This is a genomic window from Erythrobacter sp., assembly GCA_019739335.1.
Classification (GTDB): domain Bacteria; phylum Pseudomonadota; class Alphaproteobacteria; order Sphingomonadales; family Sphingomonadaceae; genus Alteraurantiacibacter.
Genome location: CP073261.1, coordinates 1,651,849 through 1,674,474, shown reverse-complemented (window position 1 = coordinate 1,674,474; position 22,626 = coordinate 1,651,849). Strand labels below are relative to the sequence as shown.

Below are 22,626 nucleotides of genomic sequence, written 5' to 3'. Positions count from 1 at the left end.
CGCGCTGCTGCGATGCATGGCGCTACCAGCGGGCGGGCGCGAAATTGCTGGCGCAGGCGGTGAGCAGGGCGCGGATCTGCTCGACATTGGCGGCATTTGCGCCGGGCGGGAGGGGGAGCATTTTCTCCGGTGGCGGGAAAGTGCCGTAGCCTGCGAAAAGGCAATGCCAGCTCGAGGCGGAATAGGCTTCGATGCGGTATTGCTGACGATTGGCGGTGCCCATGTCCTGATGGGTGAACCACGCGGTCAGCATCGCTTTCAGCCCGTCCGACAGGTTCTGGTTGGCCGCATTGTCGCGCCAATAAGGCGTGTCGCGCCGCTGGTTCAGGCGGTAATGCGCGACGATGTAATCGCGGATCGCATCGTAGCGCGCGACAATGTCGGCGTTGAACTGGTCGCGGTGTTGCGGGGTGAACCCACCCCTCTCCCACGCATCGGCGAATTCGAGCGCGGTGGCGATGACAATGTGCAGCGCAGTCGCCTCCAGCGGTTCGATGAACCCCTGCGCCAACCCGGCGGCAAGGCAGTTGCCGCGCCAGCTTTCCGCCATCCGCCCGACCTTCATCTTGAGGAAGCGCGGCTCCGCCTCGCCTTCCTCGAGCCCCACGGCGGCGAGCAGTTCGGCGGCGGCGGCCTCGTCGGAAATGTAGCGCGAGGAATAGACGTAGCCGTTGCCGGTGCGACTGGTGAGCGGGATGTTCCAGCGCCAGCCCGCCGCCATCGCCACGGCCCCGGTCTGCGGGCGGAGCTCGGCCACCCGCGCAGTGGGGATGACTACCGCACTATCGTTGAACAGGTTATCCGCGAAGGGCAGGAATTCGCCCCCCAGCGCACCCTGCGCGATCTTGGCGCGGAAGCCCGAGCAATCGACGAACAAATCGCCTTCGACCCGCTCCCCGCCCTCGCAGAGCAGCGCGGCGACTTCGCCCTCGCCCGCAAGTTCCACCTCGACCACTTTCAGCGACCGGTGCTCAACACCGCGCGCCACCGCCCAGTCGCGCAGGAAAGCACCGAGCTTGTAGGCATCGAAATGGTAGCCGTAGCTGGGCGCGAAGGGGAAGTTCTCCGCCGGATGCGGCCCCCTGCCCGCTTCCGCCAGCACGCTCGCCAGAAACCAGTCATCGGGATGCGCCGGCACATCGAACCCGCGCCGGGCGAGCGTGCAATTGTGGACAAAGCCGGGTTCGGAATGCAGGTCCACCGGGCCGGGAAAGGGATGGAAGTAGCTGTCGAAGCCCGCCCGCTCGCTCCAGCCGGTGAAACAAATGCCGAGCTTGTAGGTGGCATCGCAGGCGGCCATCCATTCGGCTTCGGCAATGCCGAGATGATCGAACATCGCCTTCAACTGCGGGGTCGAGCCCTCGCCCACGCCGATGATGCCGATTTCCGGGCTCTCGACCACCGTCACCCGCCCGCCCTTCGCTCCCCAGCGATGGTGCAGCAGGCAGGCGGTGATCCACCCGGCGCTGCCCCCGCCGAGGACGACGATGTGCGGTGTGGGCGTGCTCTCGCTCACTGCACCGGCTGGAGCCGGATCGCCAGACCGCCGCCGGGCGCGAGGTGGAAGCTGTGTTCCTCACCCGCACGAACCTCGAAGCTGTCATAGGCAATGTTGTGCCGCGCCTCGGTAAGGTAGGTCGCACCTTCGCCGTCCTCCCACACCGTCGCGCGATAGGTCACGCCCTCTTCGAGGAAGGCGAAATCGAGCGTCACGTCCCGCGGCGTAGCGTCGTTGATGCCGCCCGCATACCAGTCCTGAGAATTGCGGTCCTTGCGCGCGAAAATCGCGTAGTCGCCCACTTCGCCCGCGATCAGGTGGCTTTCCGCCCAGTCGGCGGGCACGGCGCGGATGAATTCGAGCTCGCGCGGGTGCGCTTCGAGGCTTTCGATGAAGTCCGCCGCCATCTGGATCGGCGAATAGATCGCCAGATAAAGGCCAAGCTGCTTCGCGAGGGTCGAGGAGAACGGCACGCCATTGTCGCCCATCAGGCTGAGCACGCCCGGTGTGTAGTCCATCGGGCCGGACAGCATCCGGGTATAGACCAGCGTCGGTTCATGATCGGGGCCATTGCCCCATTCGCTCCAGGCATTGTATTCCTGCCCCCGCGCGCCCTCACGCGCCACCCAGTTGGGATAGGTGCGGCGCAGGCCTGTATCCTTCACCGGCTCGTGCGGATTCACCGCCACGCGGTTGGCTGCCGCTTCCTGCACCACGCGCAGGTGATGCTGCACCTGCCGCTGCCCGTCGTGCCATTCCATCACCTGTCCCTCGCACGGATCAGCAATATCGGCATTGCAGGAGATGATCGAACCCGCATCGGCGACATAGCCGGTCTTGACCAGATCGACACCCAGCCGCCCGTAGAGCGCCATCGCGTCTTCAAGCTGCGCTTCGTAATTGGCGATGTTGCCGCCGGTTTCGTGATGGCCGATCAGCCGCACGCCGCGTTCACGGGCATAGCTTGTCACCCGCCCCAGATCGAAATCGGGATAGCTTTCGGTAAAGCTGAAATCGCGCCCGTTGCCGAACCATGTTCCGTCCCAGCCATAGTCCCAGCCTTCGACCAGCACCCCGCGAAAGCCGTTCTCGGCGGCGAAATCGATATATTCCAGCGTCCGTTCGGTCGTCGCGCCGTGGCGGTCGCCCTGCGCCCAGGTCCAGCGGTTGGAAATCATCCCCCACCAGATGCCGATGTACTTGGCCGGTTCGAACCAGCTGACATCGCCGAGCACATTGGGTTCGTTGAGGTTGAGTTCGAGATCGTTCTCGACCAGCCCAGCGGCGTCATCGCTGATGCGCAGCGTCCGCCACGGGGTAGTGAAAGCCCCGTTGCGCACGACCTTGGCCCCGCGGCTCGACGGCGCGAGCGTCGAGCGGAAGCGTTGCCCGCCCATGTGCTGCAACCACATGCCCGAGTAATCGACCAGCGCGGCTTCGTGCAGCGACAGGTGGGTGCCGTCTTCCAGCCGGAAAGTGATCGGCGTGTGCGCCATGGAAACCGCGTCGATCGGTGTGTTGTGGTAGAGGTATTCGTAGCGGTTCCAGTCGCCTGCCTGAATCCACCACGCCTCGCCTTCGGGCGCGATGACGAATTCGGTCAGTTCCTCGGCAATCCGCGTTTCGCCGCGATCGGGCATTTCGTAGCGAAAGCCCAGGCCATTATCGAACACTCGCAGGCGCACGGTGAATTCGCGCGCCATCGCGTCCTGCTGGCGGAAGGTGACCGCCAGTTCGTTGTGGTGATCGACCACGAACCGGCGCTCGCCCCACGGCTGTTCCCAGGTGCTTTCGCTGCTCGAAGTGCCTTCGGCCACGATTGCGAAATTGCGCCGCAGCGGATCTTCGTTCTCGAGATTGAAGCCGAGGCCCGACGGCGCGATCAGTACTTCGCCGTCGCGTGTCACCGTCCAAGTGGGCTTGCCCTCGCCGTCCACAGTGAGCGAAGCGGTGATGCGCCCGTCAGGCGAAGTGACTTCTCCCGCCAGCGCGAAGCCGGGAACGGCCAGAAACGCCGCAAATGCGATCAGCGAACGAAGATAGGTCATGCCTGCACCACCAGTACTGCAAAGGGAGGAAGGATTGCGGCGCTCGCGCCATTGACGGCGGCGAGCACTTCACCATCGGCCTCGCCCGGAACGAGCGCGACCGGATCGGGGCCGAGATTGACGAAGGCGCGCACACATTCCTCGTCGGAGCGGCGGCCGAGCACCAGCATCTGGCCGCGCACGTCGCAGCGCGACACCGCACCGTGCCGCAGCGCCGGATGCGCGCGTCGCAGCGCCAGCATCGCGCGGGTGTGGTGGAGCAGCGAGGCTTCTTGCGCGTTCTGCGCCTGCACCGCGCGGCCAAGGTTTTCCTCGCCCAGCGGCAGCCATGGGGCCGTCTCGCCGAACCCGCCGTGTTCGCAGCTCTCCCACGGCATCGGCGTGCGCGCGCCATCGCGGCTCAGGGTGAGCGGCCAGTTGGCGATGGCTTCGGGATCGTGGAGCTGTTCGAACGGAATATCGACCTGAGTCAGTCCCAGCTCCTCGCCCTGATAGAGGATGATGTTGCCGCGCAAGACAGCCAGCAGCGCCATCTTCATCCGCGCGAAGGCCTCGCGCTGATCGGGTTCGCACCAGCGGCTCAGTGCACGCGGGGCATCGTGGTTCTCGAACGCCCAGCTCGGCCAGCCCACGCCTTCGGTCGCGGGCCAGTGCGACAGCGCCGCGCAGACCAGCGAAGGGGTCAGCCGCTCGGCGTAGAGGAAATCGAAGCCGTAGGCGGAATTGAGGTGAGTCTCTCCCGCCGTGAAGGCCTTCATTTCGGCATCGGCCTCATCCCCGCCCACTTCGGCAACGGTGAAAATGCCCTGATAGCTGTCGGTCAGCGCACGGATGCGTTCGATGAAGCGCGGAATGTCAGGGTGCGACTGGTTGTGCACCTTGAGCTGGAAATCGAACGAGCGGGTGCGCTGCCTGTTAGTCTCCGGCGCGGGGGGATTATCGCGCAGCGCGGGATCGTGCATCGCGAAATTAAGCGCATCGATGCGGAAGCCATCGACTCCGCGATCCAGCCAGAAACGCATCACGTCCAGCACGGCGTCCTGAACCGCAGGATTGTGCAGGTTCAGCTGCGGCTGCGAGCTGAGGAAATTGTGCAGGTAATACTGCCGCCGCCGCGCATCCCAGGTCCATGCCGGGCCGCCGAACACCGACTGCCAGTTCGAAGGCGGCGAGCCATCGGGCTTGGGATCGGCCCAGACGTACCAGTCGGCCCTGGCGTTCTCGCGGCTGGAGCGGCTTTGCGCAAACCACGCGTGTTCGTCCGAAGTGTGCGAATAGACCTGGTCGATCAGCACCTTCAGATCGAGCTCATGCGCCCGCGCCACCAGTGCATCGAAGTCTGCCAGCGTCCCGAAGATCGGATCGACATCGCAGTAATCGGCCACGTCGTAGCCGAAATCCTTCATCGGGCTGGTGAAGAACGGGCTGACCCAGATCGCATCGACGCCGAGCGAGGCGACGTGATCGAGGCGGCTGGTGATGCCCGGCAGATCGCCGATGCCGTCGCCGTTCGCGTCCATGAAGCTGCGCGGATAGATCTGGTAGATAGCCGCGCCCTTCCACCAAGGGAGGCCAGTGCTCATGCGGCTGCTCATTCGGCGCTCTCGCTCACACGGCACACTGCCCAGCCGAAGGCGGGCACCGTGAATGCCGCGCTACCGGGGGCGGTGACGGCCGCGGGGCATGCTCCGGCCAGCGTCTCGAACTCGCGGGCGGCGTAGTTGACCCAAATGTTGGCCGAGCGTTCCTCACCGGTGGTGTTGAACACCGCGAGATATTCGGTGCCGTCATCGGGATCAAAGCGAGCGGCGGCGAACAGGCCCGGTTCCTGCTCGTAATGGCGAACCTGCTGGCGGCCACGAGTGAGCGCGGGGTGCGCGCGACGGATCGCAGCAAATTCGGCGATCAAGCGGTAGAGCGGATGGTCCTGATCGAAATTGCTGTCAGCCGTGGTGGCGCTGGTGCCGATCAGCACGTTGTCGTTGTATTCGGCGGTCCGGCTGGGGAACATGTCCTCGCGCGCGCGCTGGTCGTTGCCGTCGCCGACGAAGCCCTGCTCGTCCCCGTAATAGATCACCGGCGAACCGCGCAGCGTGAGCATCATCGCGTGGCCGAGCATCACGCGGGCGAGCAGTTCCTCCTGCGAAATGCCGGGGCGGTCCTCGCGGATCAGGGTGGAGAAGCGGCCCATGTCGTGATTGCCGAGGAAGGTCGGCAGGGTCAGCGCGGTCTCCTCCCCGCCTTCATAGAGCACGTCGCCATCGAACATGTGCGCCAGCACCACGGTGCCGCTCTCGCGTCCGATCAATTCGCGCATCGCCGCCTGGAAGGCGAAATCGAGAACAGCGGGCAGCCCATCACGGCGGGTATATTCGGCGATATAGCCGTTCTGCGGAATGTCCTTGTAGACTTCGCCGAACATGTGGAAGTTCGGGATGCCTGCGCCTTCCGAGCAATCTTCCATCGCCGGGACGAAGACCTGCCAGAAGCCAGGATCGACATGCCGCGCAGTGTCGATGCGGAAGCCGTCCACGCGGGTCCGGGTGATCCAGTCGCAGAAGATTTCGATCATCCCTGCCCGCACGCGCGGATGTTCGGTGAACAGGTCGTCGAGCCCGGAAAAGTCGCCGAAGCGGCTGTCCTCGCCAGTGAAGCTGCTGTTGCCACGGTTGTGGTAGTAGATCGGATCGTTGAGCCAGGCAGGCACTTTCACCTCGCGCTCGGCTTCGGGCACTTGCGGGATATAGGCGTAGTTCGGATCGACCAGTCGCGCGAAATTCTCCTCGCTCGAATCCTCGTGCCCCATGAAGCCGGGATTGACCGGCTCCCCATCCGGCCCGCCGCGCGTGGAATAGGGATAGTCCGCCATGCTGCGGTATTCGAAGTTCGTCTCGTCGCCATCGGCATAGGTGATGACATCGGCGGTGTGGTTGGTGATGATGTCCATGTAGACCTTCATCCCCCGCGCGTGGGCGGCATCGACGAAGGCAGTAAACTCTTCCCGCGTGCCGAAATGCCCATCGGGCCGGGTGAAATCGGTGACCCAATAGCCGTGATAGCCCGCGCTCTCGTCGCCCGGCGGGCCTTGCACCGGCTTGTTCTGGAATATCGGCGCGAACCAGATCGCGGTGACGCCCAGCCCTTCGAGGTAATCGAGCCGCGCGGTCAGCCCCGCCAGGTCGCCGCCGTGGAAGAACCCGCGCGCGGCGGGATCGAAGCCGGTTTGCAGCCGGTCGCCGGTGAAATCGCCGGTGTCGTTGCTGGGATCGCCGTTCTCGAACCGGTCGGGCAGGACGAAGTAGACGATCTCCTCGCTCGGCGCGCGGTCGAGGAAGGTGGTTTCGGCGGGAGCGTCGGCCTGTTGCGCGGTGGCGCAGCCCGGCAGCGCGGCGCTCGCCAGCAGCAGGGCGACAAGGTGGCGGGAAATCATGCGGGTTCCTCCATGCGGGCCGCCCCGCGCACATATTTTTGCAGGAAATCGAGATGGCCGGCCATTGGCCGCACCGCTTCGACCAGCGCCAGTTCGGTCTCGTCCAACAACCTGCGCAGATCTGCCTCGGGCAGTGCATCGGCAATCGGATTGTACCCGCGCGAGGCTACGCCCTGCCCCGCCAGCACCTGGAACCAGCCCACTTCGGTGAACAGTTCCTCATGCTCGCGGTGGATGAAGCCGCTCGCGCGCCACTGCTCCAGCTTCGCCGTCAGCGTAGAGGGCAGTTCCATCGTGCGGACGTGATCCCAGAACGGCTGCCCCATCCGCTCGTTCGCGGTGTAGTGCAGCACGAGGAAATCGCGGATGCGCTCCCATTCGAAATCGGCCTGCGCGTTGAACCAGTCGACCGTTGCCGCCTCACCCCGCCCCTGCGGCAGCACCGCCATGAAGCGGCTGATCGCACTCTGGATCAGGTGGATCGAGGTCGATTCCATCGGTTCCATGAACCCGGCGGCGAGGCCCACGGCGAGGCAATTGTTCTTCCAGTGGACCCGCCGCTTGCCGGTGGTGAAGGAAATCGGGCGCGGATCGGCTTGCGGCGCACCGTCGAGATTGGCGAGCAGGATTTCGCGCGCTTCCTCGTCCGAAAGATAGTCGGTGCAATAGACCAGCCCGTTGCCGATCCGGTGCTGCAAGGGGATGCGCCATTGCCATCCGGCCTTGCGGGCGATGGCCTTGGTATAGGGCGTGAAATCGCCGCCGCCTTCGCAGGGCACCGCCATTGCCCGGTTGCAGGGGAGGTAGCGGCTCCAGTCATCGAACCCCGCGCCCAGCGCCTGTTCGATCAGCAGGCCGCGAAAGCCGGTGCAGTCGATGAAGAAAGTCCCCTCGATCCGCTCCCCGTCGCCCAGCACCAGCGCTTCAATATCGCCGCTGTCGCCGTGCTGTTCGACATCGGCAATCGTCCCTTCCAGCCGCACCACGCCGCGCGCCGCGGCATAGCGGCGCAGGAACGCGGCATAGAGACCCGCATCGAAATGATAGGCATAGGGCATTTCCCGCCCCGCAGCGGTCTTGCCGCGATGCATCCGGAAAGTGCGCGCAGCGAGTTCGTTGAGCGAGTAGCGTTGCAGCGGCTTGGCGAACCCCGCCTTTTGCGCGCGCAGCCAGTAATGCTGGAACGGCAACAGGCCGAGCGGGCGGCCCACGTCACCGAAGGCGTGCATGTAGCTTTCGCCCTCGCGCCGCCAGCCGGCAAATTCGATACCGAGCTTGAAGCTGCCGCGCGTTTCGCGCAGGAATTCGGCCTCGTCGAGCCCCAGCGCGGCGTTGAACAGGTGGATCTGCGGGATCGTCGCCTCGCCCACGCCCACGGTGCCGATGGCGTCGCTTTCGACCAGCACGATCTGCGTGCCGGGCGGGGCAAAGCGCGCCAGCGCCGCTGCCGTCATCCACCCGGCGGTGCCGCCACCGGCGATCACATATCGGGTCTGGACGTTCTCAATCATGGCTTCCCCCTGTGCCCGGGCCTGCGTCGATTTCTGTCATACTCAGGCCGTAAGGCACAGTGAACCGGCGGGAAGTCAAAGGGAGGAGCAACTCCCCGCCGGCCATCGATCGGTCAGAAGCGGTAAGACGCCCCGACCAGGTAAGTGCGACCATACTGTTCGTAATCGATGATCTGTTCCGGATCGCCATTCTGGAACGAAACGAACGGCTCGTCGGTGATATTGAGCGCCTGCACGGTAATCGACAGGCCATCGAGCGTGCCACCATCGAAGCGGTAACCGATCTGCGCGTCAAAAATCGATTCCGGCTCGGTTTCGCGGAAGGTGCGGCTGGCCGAGATGCCGATGAATTCGGCAAGGAATTCGGTCCGGTAACGATGGCTGACGCGCGCCTCGAAGCCGCTCTGTTCGAAGAATGCGGTGGAGTTCACCACCCATTCGGACAGACCCGGCACATCGACATTGAACGAACCGCCGCCCGGAGGAGTAACCGTCAGTTCGCTCTCGGTGTAGGACACGCTGGTCTGGAAGCCGAAGCCTTCGAGCGCATCCGAAAAAATCCCGAAGGGAAGCGCGAGACTGGCCTCGACACCGAAGATGTGACCCTGCGCACCGTTATCCGGACCGGACACGAACCCGCGGGTTTCCTGACCGCTCTGGTTGAAGGCCTGCAATTGCGCTCCGGAAAGCGACGGCACCAGATAGGAGAAATCGCGCAGCACCGAAGCATTCGGGTTCACGAAATCGTCCAGCCACTTGTAATAGGTGGCGACGGCCACATAGCCTTGCGATCCGGCGAAATAGTGTTCCATCGACAGATCGACACTGTCCGCGACATAGGGGCGAAGCTGAGGATTGCCGCCGCCACCGCTGAAGATCGAGCCGAGCGGCTGCTGCGGCTGGTTGGCGATGCTGGCATTGGACGAGGCGTTGAGCTGGTCCATGCGCGGACGGGCCAGCGTGCGCGCTGCACCAAGGCGTACCAGCGTATCCGGAGCGACTTCAAAGCTCAGCGTTGCGCTGGGGAGGACGTGCAGATACTCGTCGCCATCGGTCACCGGGATCAGCGTCGCGCCGATCCCGCCGGGGGAGTTGAACCCGCTGGAGGACTGGTCGGTATGCACGAATTGCACGCCCACATTGCCGGTCATCGGGATCGAGGCCACTTCGGTGTCCAGGTCCATCCGAACATAGCCGGTGTAGACTTTCTCGTTCACCACCCAATCGCCGGGGAAGGGCAGGCTGGAGCTCTGCACATCGGTCAGCACATAGGTGCCATCGTTAAGCAGCACGAACGGATCGTAGATCACCTGCGGACCGAAGCCGAGAAAGTCGAGCGCGGCAGTCGGCTCAAGCAGTGCGGACTGCGGGATCGGCAGGCTCGTTACCGCCCCCTGATCGGCATAGACCGACGGGCCGCCCGACAGGCTGAGGAAGTTCTGCACGATGTCGCGCGCCTTGCTGCGATCGTCATAGGCTGCGCCCAGCACAATGGCATCGATCACGCTGCTCGATTCGACCGGGAAGGCGGCTTCGCCGCGGATCGTCCATAGCTCGTCTTCGGTGTTGGTATCGTTGATGAAGCCTGCCTGGACGATGCCGTTGGCACCCCAGCCGCGCGGATCGGTCAGCTGGATCAGGTTGGTGTTCGAATAGTCGATGGTGTTGGTGAACTGGAACGGGAAGCCGCTTGAACTGCGGTTGTAGGTCACCGTATCCGAGGGAGCGGAGGTATCCGGGCGGAAGCTCAGACCTGCGTAGCTTTCGATCTGCTGGAGGCGGCGGTCCGAGCGCGAGTAGGAGACGTCGAGCATCAGGCTGACGGCTTCGGCATCGTATTCGGTGTTCCAGCCGATGGCGAAAGTTTCGGTATCCTTGCGGTCGAAATCGTTACGCACAACCGGCTGCACCTGCGAGTAGGTCACGCTGTCGGCAATGCCATCATTGTTGCTGACATCGGTAATGACCGTGGTCGCGCCCCAACCGGGATTGAGCGGGAATTCGATGCCGCGCTGCGCGATGCGCTCGCGGTAATCGGCGTAGAAGACGTCGATGGTGGTGTTCCATTCAGGGGCTGGTTCCCACTGCACCGTGCCGAACAGGCCGAGCCGGTCAAGATCGACCGAGCGGGCGTAAGGCTTCATCCCGCCGAGCACCAGCGCGCCCTGCGACCCTTCGGGGGCCACGCCATTGTCGACATCGCCCTGGCCAAGGCCCGGATAGCCCCACGAGTTGAAGCGCTGCACCTGGCTGGGGCTCGACTGGTAGGCCACGCCGAGCGCGATCCCCAGCGTGTCGTTGGCGAACTGGTCGACATAAGTCGCCGTGGCGCGATAGCCGTAGCCGTCGATATCGGGATTGAGCGAACCGTCTTCGTTGAATTCGCCGCGCGCGCTGACCGCGATCACCCGGTCGTTCTGGTCGAGCGGACGGATCGTGCGCAGGTCCACCGTCCCGGCGAGACCCTGGCCGATCAGACCCGCGAACGGAGTCTTGTAGACTACGCCGCTGTTGATCAGTTCGGAGGGATACTGATCGTATTCCACCGCGCGGTTGTCGCCCGAGGACACCAGCTGGCGGCCGTTGAGCAGCGAGGTCGAGTAATCGGGGCCGAGGCCACGGATCGAGAGGCTCTGCGCACGGCCATCGACACGCTGTACGGCGAGGCCGGGGAGGCGGCCGAGCGTTTCGGCGATCGAGACGTCAGGCAGCTTGCCGATATCCTCGGCGGAGAAGGCTTCGACAATCGCGGTGTTGGTGCGCTTCTGGCCGATCGCGCTTTCCAGTGCCTGGCGATATCCGGTGACGAGGATCGTGCCCTCGACATCGTCCATATCGTCTTCGGCGGTGGTTTCGTCCTGCGTATCCTGCGCGAATGCAGTGCCCGGCAGGGTCAGCGCGGCGATGGCGAAGGCGGTGGTGCTGGCGCCAATGCGAAGTGTGTTACGGATATTCATTCGGTCCCCCGGATCTATGGCCGGCGGACACCTGTGGTCGCTTCCGGCATTCCTGCTCCTGACTCGCGGGTCTTGCCACGTGTGGCCCTGCTCGCTTGAGCATTACATACGTCCGCAGAATGGCAGGCGGGAAGTCAGCATACGTATACGCAAATATGCAGGAGCGTGATGCGTGGCTGAAATGGCGCAGCAGCCCTGTGTGTTTTCAGGCTCTTAGGAAAAGGTTGAGCGTCAGTCTGCCGTGGCGCGGATCGGTGTCCGGCACGAATTGGGCGGGCATGGCGGCGCAATGCAGGGTGTTGCCGCGATAGGCGATCAGGCGGTTGGCTGCGCCGTCGACCTTGAGGGTCCGTTCGAACATTGGTGAGTTTTCGCCGATGTATTCGGCGTGCGGCAGGCCATGATGTGCGGTGGCCGTTTCCAGTTCCGCCCGGTAATGATCGAACCGGGCGGCATCGACGCTTTCGTAGCCGGTGCTTCGCTGGCGATAAAAGGCCGTGCCGCCCTCGCTGTCATCCGAAAGGTAAAGCAGCACCGCAATCCGCTCCGGCTCGGTCCCGTCGAAATGCGGCAGCCGCTGGATCGGTGCCAGTTCGCCCGGAGCCTTGGTGACGATGGACAGGAAACATTCGAAATAGGCCGGCTCGCGCGCCAGTCCGAACAGGTCCGCCATCTGCTCCAGCAGCGGCGCGACCAGCGGCATCGCCACGGCTTTCGAAACCGAAGCCCGGATTCCGGGATAGAACGGCCCGATGGGTTTGTAGGAATGGCGCGCGGCAATGTCCCGCACCAGTTGCAGGTCCGACAAGGCATCGTCCACCACCATCAGCGGCTGCCCCTCGGCCCCGAACCGGGTGAGCGAAAGCCGGTGGTTCGGCGACAGGGCAAGCGGGGACGATTGAACCATTTGTGCGGTGCGCTGAAGGCCGAAAGGTGCAGAGGAAATGTCACACCCACCATGCAACCCGAAGGGCAGGTTTGCAATCGCGGGGGTCGGCTATACAACCGTTGGGCCGGGCGAAGAGGAGCCGTGCGGCGGGAGAGGACATGGGACGCACGCCAACGGGTCGGCCGACCAGTTTCGATATTGCCTATCTGGCCGGGGTCTCCAAGCCCACCGTCAGCCGCGCGCTGCGTGGCGACAAGTCGGTCAGCGAAGCCACCCGCGCGCGGATCCGGAAGATCGCCAGCGAGCTCAATTACACCGTCGACAAGAACGCCTCCTCGCTGCGCTCGCAACGCTCCAACACCATCGCCCTGCTGTTCTTCGAGGACCCGACCCCCGACGAATCCATGATCAATCCGTTCTTCCTCGCCATGCTGGGATCGATCACGCGGGCCTGCGCCAACCACGGCCTGGACCTGCTGATCTCGTTCCAGCGGATGGAGGATGACTGGCACGTCCGCTACCAGGACAGCCACCGGGCCGACGGACTGATCCTGCTCGGCTACGGCGATTACACGCTCTACCGCGAGCGGCTGGAGCAGCTGGCGCGGCAGGGGACGCATTTTGCGCGCTGGGGCTCGGTGAGTGGCGATACGTCGGGCAGCACCATCGGTTCGGACAATTTCGGCGCGGGGCGGCTGGCGGGCGAACACCTGCTGGCGCGCGGACGGGGGCGGCTGGCTTTCCTCGGTCATGCGAGTGACCAGTATCCCGAGTTCGCGCAACGCTATCGCGGCATGTGCCGGGCGTTGCAAGAAGCTGGTATCGCACCGGAAAATGCGCTCCAGCGCGATGCCATCACCACCGAGGAAGCGGGGTACGAAGCCACGCGGAGCCTGATTGCGGGGGGCGTCCATTTCGATGGCGTGTTCGCCGCCAGCGACTTGATCGCCATCGGCGCGCTGCGGGCGCTGACCGAAGCCGGGCTGGCCGTGCCCGGTGATGTCGCGCTGGTGGGGTTCGACGACATTCCCGCCGCCAGCCTCACCAACCCGCCGCTGACCACGATCATGCAGGATATCGGCGGCGCGGGCGAGCGGCTGGTGGAGACGTTGCTGGCGAAGATCGAAGAGCGCGAAGGGCCGGACAACCGCCTGCCCACCCGCCTGATCGTGCGCGCCAGCAGCGGCGGTGCGGCCGCGCTCGCCCCGTCCTGATCCGGGCCCGATCGCCTGCATACATTCGTATACGTGTTGTCGCGGCGGCGCATTCGTGCCAGCCGAAGGCATCGATCGAGGCGGCGGAGACTGCCCGGATCAAGTGACAACGGGAAGAGGAAACGCGAATGGCATCGGTTCAGGGGCCTGCGCCCGTAACCACTTCGGCACGCAAGCCGCAGATGGGATGGGGCGGTCTCGCCAATATCAGCTTCGGCTTTTTCGGCATCCAGATCGGCTTCGTGCTGCAGAATTCCAACATGAGCCGGATCTTCCAGACGCTGGGCGCCTCCATGGACGATCTGCCGATCCTGTGGGTGGCTGCACCGCTGACCGGACTGATCGTGCAGCCGATCATCGGCCACTTGTCGGACAAGACCTGGAACCGCTTGGGCCGCCGCCGCCCCTATTTCATGACCGGCGCCCTGTTCGCCGCGATTTCGCTGCTGCTGATGCCGCTGGCACCCACATTTGCGGCACCTCTTCTCTTCGCGGCAGCGCTGCTGTGGGTGCTCGATGCCAGCCTCAATATCGCGATGGAGCCGTTCCGCGCTTTCGTCGGGGACATGCTCGACAAGTCTCAGCATTCGACCGGCTACGCCGTGCAGACTGCATTTATCAGTGCGGGCGCGGTGGTGGCGGCAATTTTTCCCTGGCTGCTTGAACAGTTCGGGGTCAGCAATGTCGCCGCCGCGGGCGAAATTCCCGCCACCGTCCGCTGGAGCTTCTGGGCCGGCGCACTTGCGCTGTTCCTCGCGATCGGCTGGACCGTGATGACCACACGCGAGTATTCGCCCGAGCAGATGGCTGCTTTCGAAGCGGGGCGAGAGGCAGCAGGCATCGCGACAGACGGCGCGCTTGCCGCCAAGAGCTTTGCCACTCCTCTGGTCTGGATCGGCCTCGGGGCAATCGTCGCCCTCTCGGTCGATCCGCTGGAACTCGAAAAGGAGATTTTCCTTCTCGGTGGCCTGCTGGCGACCTACGGCATCCTAAGCGCGGTGGGAATCTGGCTGGCCAAGCAGGGCAGGTCGGCGAACATGCTGTCGAGCATTGTCGGCGACTTTTCCGGCATGCCGCCAATGATGAAGCGGCTCGCACTGGTCCAGTTTTTCAGCTGGTCGTCGCTGTTTATCATGTGGATCTATTCCGGCCCGATCGTCTCGCAATACTATTTCGGCAGTGCCGATCCGACCACCGCCGCCTATAACGAGGGCGCCAACTGGTGGAACCTGATCTACACGGTGCAGAACGGGGTCGCCGCCGTTGCCGCAATGCTGGTGCTGCCCGCGCTGTCACGCAGGTTCGGCAAGGCGCTGACCCACATGACCTGCCTCCTGCTGGGCGCGCTGGGTTTCCTCGGCTTCTTCCTCCTCCGCGATCCGAACCTCCTGATTATCTGCGAAGTGCTGAAGGGCATTGCCTGGGCCAGCATTCTTGCGATGCCCTACGCCATCCTCGCCTCCAACCTGCCGCAGGCGAAGCTGGGCATCTACATGGGGCTGTTCAACATTTTCGTTGTGGTGCCGCAATTGCTGGTGGCGACGGTGATGGGATCGATCATGCAGGCGTTCTTCCCCGGTGAACCGATCTGGACGATGCTGTTCGCGGCGCTGGCCTGGGTCCTCGCCGCCGCCGCGATGCTGCGGGTGAAGGCCGCTATGCCGGAAGATGCGCGATGATTGGCGCGGTAGAGGCTGGGGGCACGAAATTCGTCCTCGCGCTGGCGCGACAGGACGGCACGATTGTCGAGCGCACGCGAATCGACACCCGCCATCCGGACGCGACCTTTCCGGCGATGGCCGACTGGTTCGCCGGCGCTGCCGAACGACACCGCCCGATCGCCGCCTTCGGCGTTGCCAGCTTCGGCCCGATCGACATCGATCCCGCCTCCTCCGCCTATGGCACCTTCACCACCACCCCCAAGCCGGGGTGGAGCGGCGCGCGCTATCACGATGCGCTGGCGCGGTTCGGCGTGCCGCTGGCCATCGAAACCGATGTGAACGGCGCGGCGATGGGCGAGGCCATGGCGGGCGCAGGGCGCGGGGCGCGCACACTCGCCTATACCACTGTCGGCACGGGCATTGGCACCGGCGTGGTGACTGGTGGCAAGCCGCTGGCGGGCCTGTCGCATTACGAAAGCGGCCACATCCGCCCTGCCCGCGCAGCCGGAGATGACTGGCCCGGCTTCTGCCCGTTCCACGGTGCTTGTCTGGAGGGTCTGGCTAGCGGCCCCGCCATCATCACCCGCTGGGGGCACGATCTCTCGCAGGCGAGCGCCGACCAGATCGCTCTGGTCGCCGATTATCTCGCCGAATTCGCGATGACGCTGGCGCTGCTGCACATGCCCGACAGGATGATTTTCGGCGGCGGCGTGATGAAAGCTCCCGGCCTGATCGAGGCCCTTCGCGAGAAAACCCGCGCCAAACTGGCAGGCTATGTCAGCGCCTATGACCGGCCGCTCAACGATGTGATCGTCCCGCCGGGGCTGGGAGACGACGCCGGGATCACTGGCGCCATCGCATTGGGGCGGTCCCTGCTTCAATCGAAAGGACAACTTGCATGAAAAAGCTCCTCACCGTCTCCGCGCTCGCCCTGCTGGCGGGCGGCACTGCTTTTGCCATGACCAGCGGGGCGGACGAGCCCGGCGCGCAGGAAGCGACTGCCGAAACGTGGGCGCCGCAGCCGTTCGTTCAGATCGAAGCGCCCGAATGGACGCGCAACGCGGTGCTGTACCAGATCAACACCCGCAATTTCACCGCCGAAGGCACCTTCGCCGCTGCCGAAGCCGAATTGCCGCGGCTGAAGGAACTGGGCGTCGATATCCTCTGGCTGATGCCGATCCATCCCATTGGCGTGGAAAACCGCAAGGGCACGCTCGGCAGCCCCTATTCGGTGCAGGACTATTACGCGGTGAATCCCGAATTCGGCACCGAGGAAGACTTGCGTAGCTTCGTCGATGCGGCGCATGAACAAGGCTTCCACGTCATCCTCGATCTGGTCGCCAACCACACCGCGTGGGACAACGAACTCGCGACCGAACATCCCGACTGGTACGAAAAGACCTGGGACGGCAATTTCCGCCCCACCCCGTTCTGGGACTGGTCCGACATCATCGATCTCGACTGGAGCCAGCCGGGCGTACGCGAGCATGTGGGCGGGGCGATGGAATACTGGGTGCGCGAGTTCGGGATCGACGGCTACCGCGCCGACGTGGCGGGCTATGTGCCGATCGATTTCTGGGAAACCATGCGCGCCCGATTGGATGCGATCCGTCCGGTGTTCATGCTCGGCGAAGTGCAGCAGACCGTCCACCACCGCGCCGCTTTCGATGCCAGCTACGGCTGGGACTGGCACGTTGCCTCCAAGCGCATCGCGCAGGGCGGCGCGGATGCGACCGGGTTCTTCGGCTATTATGCGGAGCACCAGAGCCTGTGGCCCGCAGAGGCCATGCGGCTGACCTATATCGAGAACCACGACAGCAATGCCTGGGAAGGCACGATCTACGAGAACTATGGCCCGGCGCTGGAGGCGATGACTGCGCTCAGCTTCACACACGAAGGGCTGTCGATGGTCCACAACGGACAGGAAGCCTGCAACGCCACGCGGCTCGAGTTCTTCGAGAAAGACCCGATCGACTGGAGCCAGGGCGAGGACTGCACCTATGGCGACCTGCTGGCGGACCTGATTGCGTTCCGCACCGAAAATCCGGCGCTCCACAATGGCCGCTGGGGCGCGCGGATGAACCCGGTGACGAGCGACAAGCCGCAGCAGTTGTTCGGCTTCGTGCGCGAACGGGACGGCAACCGGGTGCTGGCCTTGTTCAACCTGTCGGGCCAGCCGGTGACGGCGACTCTGGCGGACGCGCTGGCGGCGGGGAGCTATGCCGAGTTCCAGTCCGGCGAGGCGGTGACCATTGCCGAGGGCGATACGGTGTCGCTCCCGGCCTGGGGCTTCCGGCTCCTATCCAGCACGGCGGAGGCCAGCGCAGAGTAACGCCGCGCTGGACAACGGGCAGCCAGAAAAGGCATAGGCCGCGCCCATGCACGACCTGCGCCTGATCCGCGAAAATCCTGACGCCTTCGACGCCGCGCTGGCCACGCGCGGGGTGGAACCGCAATCCGCGCGCCTGCTGGCGCTGGACGAGGAACGCCGCGCCTTGCAGACGCAATTGCAGTCCGCGCAAAGCCGCCGCAACGACGCGTCCAAGGCTATCGGCGCGGCGATGGGCAAGGGCGATAAGGACCTGGCGGAGACGCTCAAGGCCGAAGTAGCGGCGATCAAGGCGGACATGCCCGCGCTGGAAGAGCGCGAGAAGGTGCTGGGCGTGGAACTGGACGGCGCGCTCGCCACCCTGCCCAACCTGCCCGCCGAGGACGTGCCGCAAGGTGCGGACGAAGAAGGAAATGTCGAAGTCAGCCGCTGGGGCACCCCGCGCTCCTTCGACTGTACTCCGCAGGAACACGCCGATCTCGGCCCCGAGCTGGGGATGGAATTCGAAACCGCCGCCAAGATGAGCGGCGCGCGCTTCACTTTCCTGCGTGGGCCCATGGCGCGGCTGCACCGGGCTTTGGCGCAGTTCATGCTCGACTATCAGGCGGGGGAGCGCGGTTATACCGAATGCAATCCCCCAGTCCTGGTGCGTGACGAGGCGCTGTTCGGGACGGGGCAGTTGCCGAAGTTTGCCGAGGACCAGTTCCGCGCCAACGAGCACTGGCTCATCCCCACCGCCGAAGTCTCGCTCACCAATTCGGTGCGCGAGGCGATCATCGACGATCTCACCCAGCCGATTCGCCTCACCGCACTCACCCCCTGCTTCCGCTCCGAAGCGGGCGCGGCGGGGAAGGATACGCGCGGGTTCATCCGCCAGCACCAGTTCGAGAAGGTCGAACTGGTCAGCATTTGCCGCCCCGAAGACGCCGATGCCGAGCACGCGCATATGGTCGAAAGCGCGGAGGGCGTGCTCAAGGCGCTCGACCTGCCCTATCGCAAGATGCTGCTATGCACCGGCGACATGGGCTTCACCGCGAAGAAGACTTTTGATCTCGAAGTCTGGCTGCCGGGGCAGAATGCCTATCGAGAAATCAGCTCGGTCAGCTGGTGCGGCGATTTCCAGGCGCGGCGGATGCAAGCTCAGTATCGACCTGAAGGCCAGAGCAAAGGTCCGTGGCCCTATGTCCACACGCTCAACGGCTCGGGCCTCGCGGTCGGGCGCACGCTGGTGGCGGTGCTCGAGAACTACCAGCAGGAGGACGGCTCGGTGCTCGTGCCGGAGCCTTTGCGCGGCTATATGGGTGGTGTCTCCAAACTGGAACCGATCATTTGATGCGCATCCTCCTCACCAATGACGATGGCATCCACGCTCCCGGTCTCACCGTGCTGGAGGAACTGGCGGCGCAATTGTCCGACGATGTCTGGGTCTGCGCCCCGGCAGAGGAGCAATCGGGCGCGGGCCATTCGCTGACGCTGCACATGCCGGTGCGGCTGCGCGAGCATGGCGGGCGGCGCTTTTCGGTTACAGGCACGCCGACCGACAGCGTCAATCTGGCGCTGCGCAAGCTGTTTCCCGACCAGCCCCCCGATCTGGTGATTTCCGGTGTCAACGCGGGCGAGAACCTCGGCGACGATATTACCTATTCGGGCACCATCTCCGCCGCCATCGAAGGCGCGCTGGCAGGCATTCCGGCCATCGCGCTGAGCCAGGCCTTCCGCGACAACGGCGCCAGTTTCTCGGCGACGCAGCACTGGGGCGCGCGCGTGCTCGAACCGCTGATCGATATGGCGATGGCGCGGCGCACGCTCATAAACGTCAACTTCCCTGCCCTGCCCGCCGAAGCTGTGCGTGGCATCCGCGTGGTGCGGCAGGGGTTCCACGATTACGGACGCGGATCGCTGGTGGAAGGCGAGGACCCGCGCGGTCGGCCCTATTACTGGTTCGGCCTGCAGGATGCCGAACATACATTGGACCACGGCACCGATCTGGAAGCGGTGGAGGACGGCTACATTTCCGTCACTCCGCTGCAATTGGACATGACCCAGCACTCGGCCATCGGCGCTTTGGCTGAGCGATTTGAGGCGGAGCGGTTTGCCGGATGATGGGAGCACGCTGACCGATGGCGCTTTCAACCAGGAAAACGGCGAAGCGCAAGGCCGATGCCGGGCTGGTGCCCCTGCGCCGGGCGGTGAAGATACCGGTCTGGGGCGATCTGGGTATCCGCCTGGGCGTGGCACTGTTCCTGATCTTTGCCGTCATCATGATCCACTGGTGGGATCGAGACGGGCTGGTCGATAACGTCGACGGGCACATCAGCTTTTCGGATGTCGTCTATTTCACGATGATATCCGTCACCACCACCGGCTTCGGCGATATTGCTCCGATCAGCGACCGCTCGCGGATGATCGAGGCGATCATCGTGACCCCGGTGCGGGTGGCGGTGATCTTCATTTTCGTGGGAGCGGCCTACAGTTTTGTCATCAAGCGCAGCTGGGAGAAATGGCACATGGCCCGCATTCAGGAGAAGCTCTCCGACCATATCGTCGTCCTCGGCTTCGGTGTCTCCGGCTCCGAAGCCGTGGGCGAACTGATCGATCGCGGGATTGAACCGGAATGCATCGTGGTGATGGACCCGAGCGCGGAGCGGCTGGAGAAGGCCGAGGCGCTCGGCTGCAACGTGATTCAGGCCGACGCCACGAGAGACGAAAGCCTTGAGGCAGTACGCATTCGCGAAGCGCGGACGGTGCTGGTATCGGCAGGGCGCGACGACAGTTCGATCCTGATCGTTCTCACCGTCCGCCACCTCGCGCCCAATGTCCCGATCAGCGTGGTGGTGCGCGCCGCGGACAACGAATTGTTGGCACGGCAGGCCGGGGCGGACAACGTGATCAATCCGGTGCGCTTTACCGGCCTGCTGCTGGCGGGCAGCGCTGCGGGCGCGCATATCGCCGAATATATGTCCGATCTGGCTTCGGTAAGCGGGCGGGTGCAACTGATCGAACGCAAGGTGCTGCCCGAGGAAATCGGCAAGCCGCTGAGCGAACTCGCTACCGGCGGCAAGGGCGTGCGGGTCTATCGCAACGGCAAGCCGTGTGGCTTCTGGGAACACGAAGCCGATTGCCTGCAAGCGGGCGATGTGGTGGTGGAAATCCTCCCCAGTGAAGCAACCGAAAGCGACGAGGACTAGTCGAACGCGGCGAAAACCCCGCCCATCAGCGCCATGCCGACGATGAAATGGCCCGCATCGATGGCGAACAGCTTGCCCGGCCGCATCTGGAACAGGTAATTGATCCCCAGCGCCGGGGCCATCAGCGTCGCCCCATAGCCCACCGCGATCATCATCTTGCCGCGATCCGAAGGCGTGGTCATCGCGAACTGGTGTGCCAGCATCAGCGCGATCAGCAGTTCGAACGCGAAGGCCAGCCCCATGATTAGCCAAGTCGGGTTCTGACCCGGCTGCGGCCCGGCCTTCACCATTTCGTCTGTGATTCCGTTCATCGCGCGCCACGGCTTGCCGAACAGCATCCCGTACCACAGCGCGCCAAGCACGAAGAAGGCCGTGGCCGCCAGAAACACCGCCAGCAGATTGATCTCGCCCATGATGAATTCCCCTCCAGATTGCGTCCCACCGCTACCCCTAGCCGAAAGCGCCCCGCACGTGTAGGGGCGCGCTCGTGATGGCAACGCAAATCCCCGAGCAAAAGAAAGTCGGCATGGTCAGCCTCGGCTGCCCCAAGGCGCTGGTCGATTCCGAACGCATCCTCACCCGCCTGCGCGCGGACGGCTATGCGATGAGCGCCGACTACGCCGGGGCCGACGTGGTGCTGGTCAACACCTGCGGCTTTCTCGACTCCGCCAAGGAGGAGAGCCTCGACGCGATCGGCGAAGCGATTGCCGAGAACGGGCGGGTGATCGTGACCGGGTGCATGGGCGAGGAAGCCGACGTGATCCGCGCCCGCTTCCCGCAGGTGCTGGCGATCACCGGGGCGCACCAATACGAGGATGTCGTCCACGCGGTTCACGAAGCTGCGCCGCCCACCCAAGGTCCGTTCATCGACCTGATCCCGCAGCCGGACGTGAAGCTGACACCGCGCCACTACAGCTATCTCAAGATCAGCGAAGGCTGCAACCATTCCTGCGCCTTTTGCATCATCCCGCAACTGCGCGGGAAGCTCGCCAGCCGACGGATCGATGCAGTGCTGCGCGAGGCGGAAAAGCTGGTCGCCGCCGGGACGAAGGAGCTGCTGGTCATCAGCCAGGACACCAGCGCCTACGGGGTCGATACGCGGCACGAGGAGCGGATGTGGAAGGACCATCCGGTCCGCGCCCACATGACCGATCTTGCCCGCGAGCTCGGCCAGCTGCGCACGCCCGAAGGCGCGACGCCGTGGGTGCGGCTGCACTATGTCTATCCCTACCCGCACGTCGATGCGGTGATCCCGCTGATGGCGGAGGGGCTGCTGACGCCCTATCTCGACATTCCGTTCCAGCACGCCAGCCCCTCGGTTTTGCGGGCGATGAGACGCCCTGCGAACGAGGCGAAGGTGCTCGAACGCATCCGCAACTGGCGCGCGATTGCGCCCGATCTGACCATCCGTTCCAGCTTCGTGGTCGGCTTTCCGGGCGAGACCGAGGCCGATTTCCTCTACCTGCTAGAATGGCTGGAGGAGGCTCAACTCGACCGGGTCGGCGCGTTCCGCTTCGAGCCGGTGGCGGGCGCGGCGGCCAACCTGCTGCCCGATCCGGTGCCTGATGCGCTGAAGGAAGAACGCTACGCGCGGCTGATGGAACTGACCGAGCGGATCAGCGCCGAAAAGCTCGCCGCCAAGGTCGGCCGCACCATGCCCGTCATCATCGACGAAGTGGGCGAGCCGGACGAGGACGGCGACATCGGCGCGACCGGACGCAGCCAAGCGGATGCGCCGGAAATCGACGGCGCGGTCTACCTGCGCAATGTGCCCGCAACGCTCGTCCCCGGCGACCTCGTGCAGGCGACAATCGAGGATGCCGACGCGCACGACCTGTTTGGGTCGCTTGCCTGATCCTCTGCGCGCCGACTGAACAATGCGGCGAAGTTTACACTAAGGC

The 22,626-nt window shown here is 64.7% G+C and carries 16 protein-coding genes; 8 read left to right on the top strand and 8 right to left on the bottom strand.

The features are described 5' to 3' along the window. Positions 1 to 22 precede the first annotated feature (22 nt). From JY451_08305 to JY451_08275, 7 genes are all read right to left on the bottom strand, one after another. Entirely contained in the window at positions 23 to 1,516 is a 1,494-nt protein-coding gene (locus JY451_08305) for a tryptophan 7-halogenase (protein ID QZH73786.1), read from the bottom strand. Next, positions 1,513 to 3,546, bottom strand: coding sequence for a glycoside hydrolase family 97 protein (locus JY451_08300; protein ID QZH73785.1), 2,034 nt, complete (start codon positions 3,544 to 3,546; stop codon positions 1,513 to 1,515). The genes JY451_08305 and JY451_08300 overlap by 4 nt, the downstream gene beginning before the upstream one ends. Then, positions 3,543 to 5,141 carry a DUF3459 domain-containing protein gene (locus JY451_08295; protein QZH73784.1) on the bottom strand — a complete coding sequence of 533 codons (1,599 nt, stop codon included), beginning with the start codon at positions 5,139 to 5,141 and terminating at the stop codon, positions 3,543 to 3,545. Before JY451_08295 ends, JY451_08300 begins: the two co-directional genes overlap by 4 nt. Next, complete coding sequence (locus JY451_08290; GenBank protein QZH73783.1) at positions 5,138 to 6,976, bottom strand: alpha-amylase; 1,839 nt, start codon at positions 6,974 to 6,976, stop codon at positions 5,138 to 5,140. The genes JY451_08295 and JY451_08290 overlap by 4 nt, the downstream gene beginning before the upstream one ends. Further along, positions 6,973 to 8,487: a tryptophan 7-halogenase gene (locus JY451_08285; GenBank protein ID QZH73782.1), complete on the bottom strand. Its 1,515-nt coding sequence runs from the start codon at positions 8,485 to 8,487 to the stop codon at positions 6,973 to 6,975. The genes JY451_08290 and JY451_08285 overlap by 4 nt, the downstream gene beginning before the upstream one ends. A gap of 113 nt (positions 8,488 to 8,600) precedes the next feature. Further along, positions 8,601 to 11,444 (bottom strand): TonB-dependent receptor, encoded by a 2,844-nt coding sequence (locus JY451_08280; GenBank protein ID QZH73781.1) that lies wholly within the window; start codon positions 11,442 to 11,444, stop codon positions 8,601 to 8,603. Positions 11,445 to 11,649: 205 nt separating this feature from the next. Continuing rightward, a complete protein-coding gene (locus JY451_08275; protein QZH73780.1) occupies positions 11,650 to 12,351 on the bottom strand; it encodes a hypothetical protein in 702 nt (233 codons plus the stop codon). 140 nt (positions 12,352 to 12,491) lie between these two features. On the opposite strand from JY451_08275, the gene JY451_08270 reads away from it, so the two are divergent. From JY451_08270 to JY451_08240, 7 genes are all read left to right on the top strand, one after another. Continuing rightward, positions 12,492 to 13,547 (top strand): LacI family DNA-binding transcriptional regulator, encoded by a 1,056-nt coding sequence (locus JY451_08270; GenBank protein QZH73779.1) that lies wholly within the window; start codon positions 12,492 to 12,494, stop codon positions 13,545 to 13,547. 128 nt (positions 13,548 to 13,675) lie between these two features. Then, on the top strand, positions 13,676 to 15,226 hold the full coding sequence (locus JY451_08265; protein QZH73778.1) for an MFS transporter: 1,551 nt from the start codon (positions 13,676 to 13,678) through the stop codon (positions 15,224 to 15,226). After that, complete coding sequence (locus JY451_08260) at positions 15,223 to 16,110, top strand: ROK family protein (GenBank protein ID QZH73777.1); 888 nt, start codon at positions 15,223 to 15,225, stop codon at positions 16,108 to 16,110. Before JY451_08265 ends, JY451_08260 begins: the two co-directional genes overlap by 4 nt. After that, on the top strand, positions 16,107 to 17,540 hold the full coding sequence (locus JY451_08255) for an alpha-glucosidase C-terminal domain-containing protein (protein ID QZH73776.1): 1,434 nt from the start codon (positions 16,107 to 16,109) through the stop codon (positions 17,538 to 17,540). Before JY451_08260 ends, JY451_08255 begins: the two co-directional genes overlap by 4 nt. Positions 17,541 to 17,586: 46 nt before the next feature. Next, complete coding sequence (serS, locus tag JY451_08250) at positions 17,587 to 18,870, top strand: serine--tRNA ligase (GenBank protein QZH73775.1); 1,284 nt, start codon at positions 17,587 to 17,589, stop codon at positions 18,868 to 18,870. Then, positions 18,870 to 19,640, top strand: coding sequence for a 5'/3'-nucleotidase SurE (surE, locus tag JY451_08245; GenBank protein ID QZH76646.1), 771 nt, complete (start codon positions 18,870 to 18,872; stop codon positions 19,638 to 19,640). Before serS ends, surE begins: the two co-directional genes overlap by 1 nt. 17 nt (positions 19,641 to 19,657) lie before the next feature. Continuing rightward, a complete protein-coding gene (locus tag JY451_08240) occupies positions 19,658 to 20,725 on the top strand; it encodes an NAD-binding protein (GenBank protein ID QZH73774.1) in 1,068 nt (355 codons plus the stop codon). Here the strand turns inward: JY451_08240 and JY451_08235 are convergent. Beyond that, positions 20,722 to 21,138 carry a DUF1761 domain-containing protein gene (locus tag JY451_08235; protein ID QZH73773.1) on the bottom strand — a complete coding sequence of 139 codons (417 nt, stop codon included), beginning with the start codon at positions 21,136 to 21,138 and terminating at the stop codon, positions 20,722 to 20,724. The genes JY451_08240 and JY451_08235 overlap by 4 nt on opposite strands. Before the next feature lie 77 nt (positions 21,139 to 21,215). Here JY451_08235 and rimO point away from each other — a divergent pair, with 77 nt between their 5' ends. Next, on the top strand, positions 21,216 to 22,580 hold the full coding sequence (gene rimO, locus JY451_08230; GenBank protein QZH73772.1) for a 30S ribosomal protein S12 methylthiotransferase RimO: 1,365 nt from the start codon (positions 21,216 to 21,218) through the stop codon (positions 22,578 to 22,580). Positions 22,581 to 22,626 lie beyond the last annotated feature (46 nt).

Coding starts and splice junctions, on each gene's coding strand:
- JY451_08300 (QZH73785.1), bottom strand. CDS start 3,546: ATGACCTATCTTCGTTCGCTGATCGCATTTGCGGCGTTTCTGGCCGTT.
- JY451_08295 (QZH73784.1), bottom strand. CDS start 5,141: ATGAGCAGCCGCATGAGCACTGGCCTCCCTTGGTGGAAGGGCGCGGCT.
- JY451_08290 (QZH73783.1), bottom strand. CDS start 6,976: ATGATTTCCCGCCACCTTGTCGCCCTGCTGCTGGCGAGCGCCGCGCTG.
- JY451_08285 (QZH73782.1), bottom strand. CDS start 8,487: ATGATTGAGAACGTCCAGACCCGATATGTGATCGCCGGTGGCGGCACC.
- JY451_08280 (QZH73781.1), bottom strand. CDS start 11,444: ATGAATATCCGTAACACACTTCGCATTGGCGCCAGCACCACCGCCTTC.
- JY451_08275 (QZH73780.1), bottom strand. CDS start 12,351: ATGGTTCAATCGTCCCCGCTTGCCCTGTCGCCGAACCACCGGCTTTCG.
- JY451_08270 (QZH73779.1), top strand. CDS start 12,492: ATGGGACGCACGCCAACGGGTCGGCCGACCAGTTTCGATATTGCCTAT.
- JY451_08265 (QZH73778.1), top strand. CDS start 13,676: ATGGCATCGGTTCAGGGGCCTGCGCCCGTAACCACTTCGGCACGCAAG.
- JY451_08260 (QZH73777.1), top strand. CDS start 15,223: ATGATTGGCGCGGTAGAGGCTGGGGGCACGAAATTCGTCCTCGCGCTG.
- JY451_08255 (QZH73776.1), top strand. CDS start 16,107: ATGAAAAAGCTCCTCACCGTCTCCGCGCTCGCCCTGCTGGCGGGCGGC.
- serS (QZH73775.1), top strand. CDS start 17,587: ATGCACGACCTGCGCCTGATCCGCGAAAATCCTGACGCCTTCGACGCC.
- surE (QZH76646.1), top strand. CDS start 18,870: ATGCGCATCCTCCTCACCAATGACGATGGCATCCACGCTCCCGGTCTC.
- JY451_08240 (QZH73774.1), top strand. CDS start 19,658: ATGGCGCTTTCAACCAGGAAAACGGCGAAGCGCAAGGCCGATGCCGGG.
- JY451_08235 (QZH73773.1), bottom strand. CDS start 21,138: ATGGGCGAGATCAATCTGCTGGCGGTGTTTCTGGCGGCCACGGCCTTC.
- rimO (QZH73772.1), top strand. CDS start 21,216: ATGGCAACGCAAATCCCCGAGCAAAAGAAAGTCGGCATGGTCAGCCTC.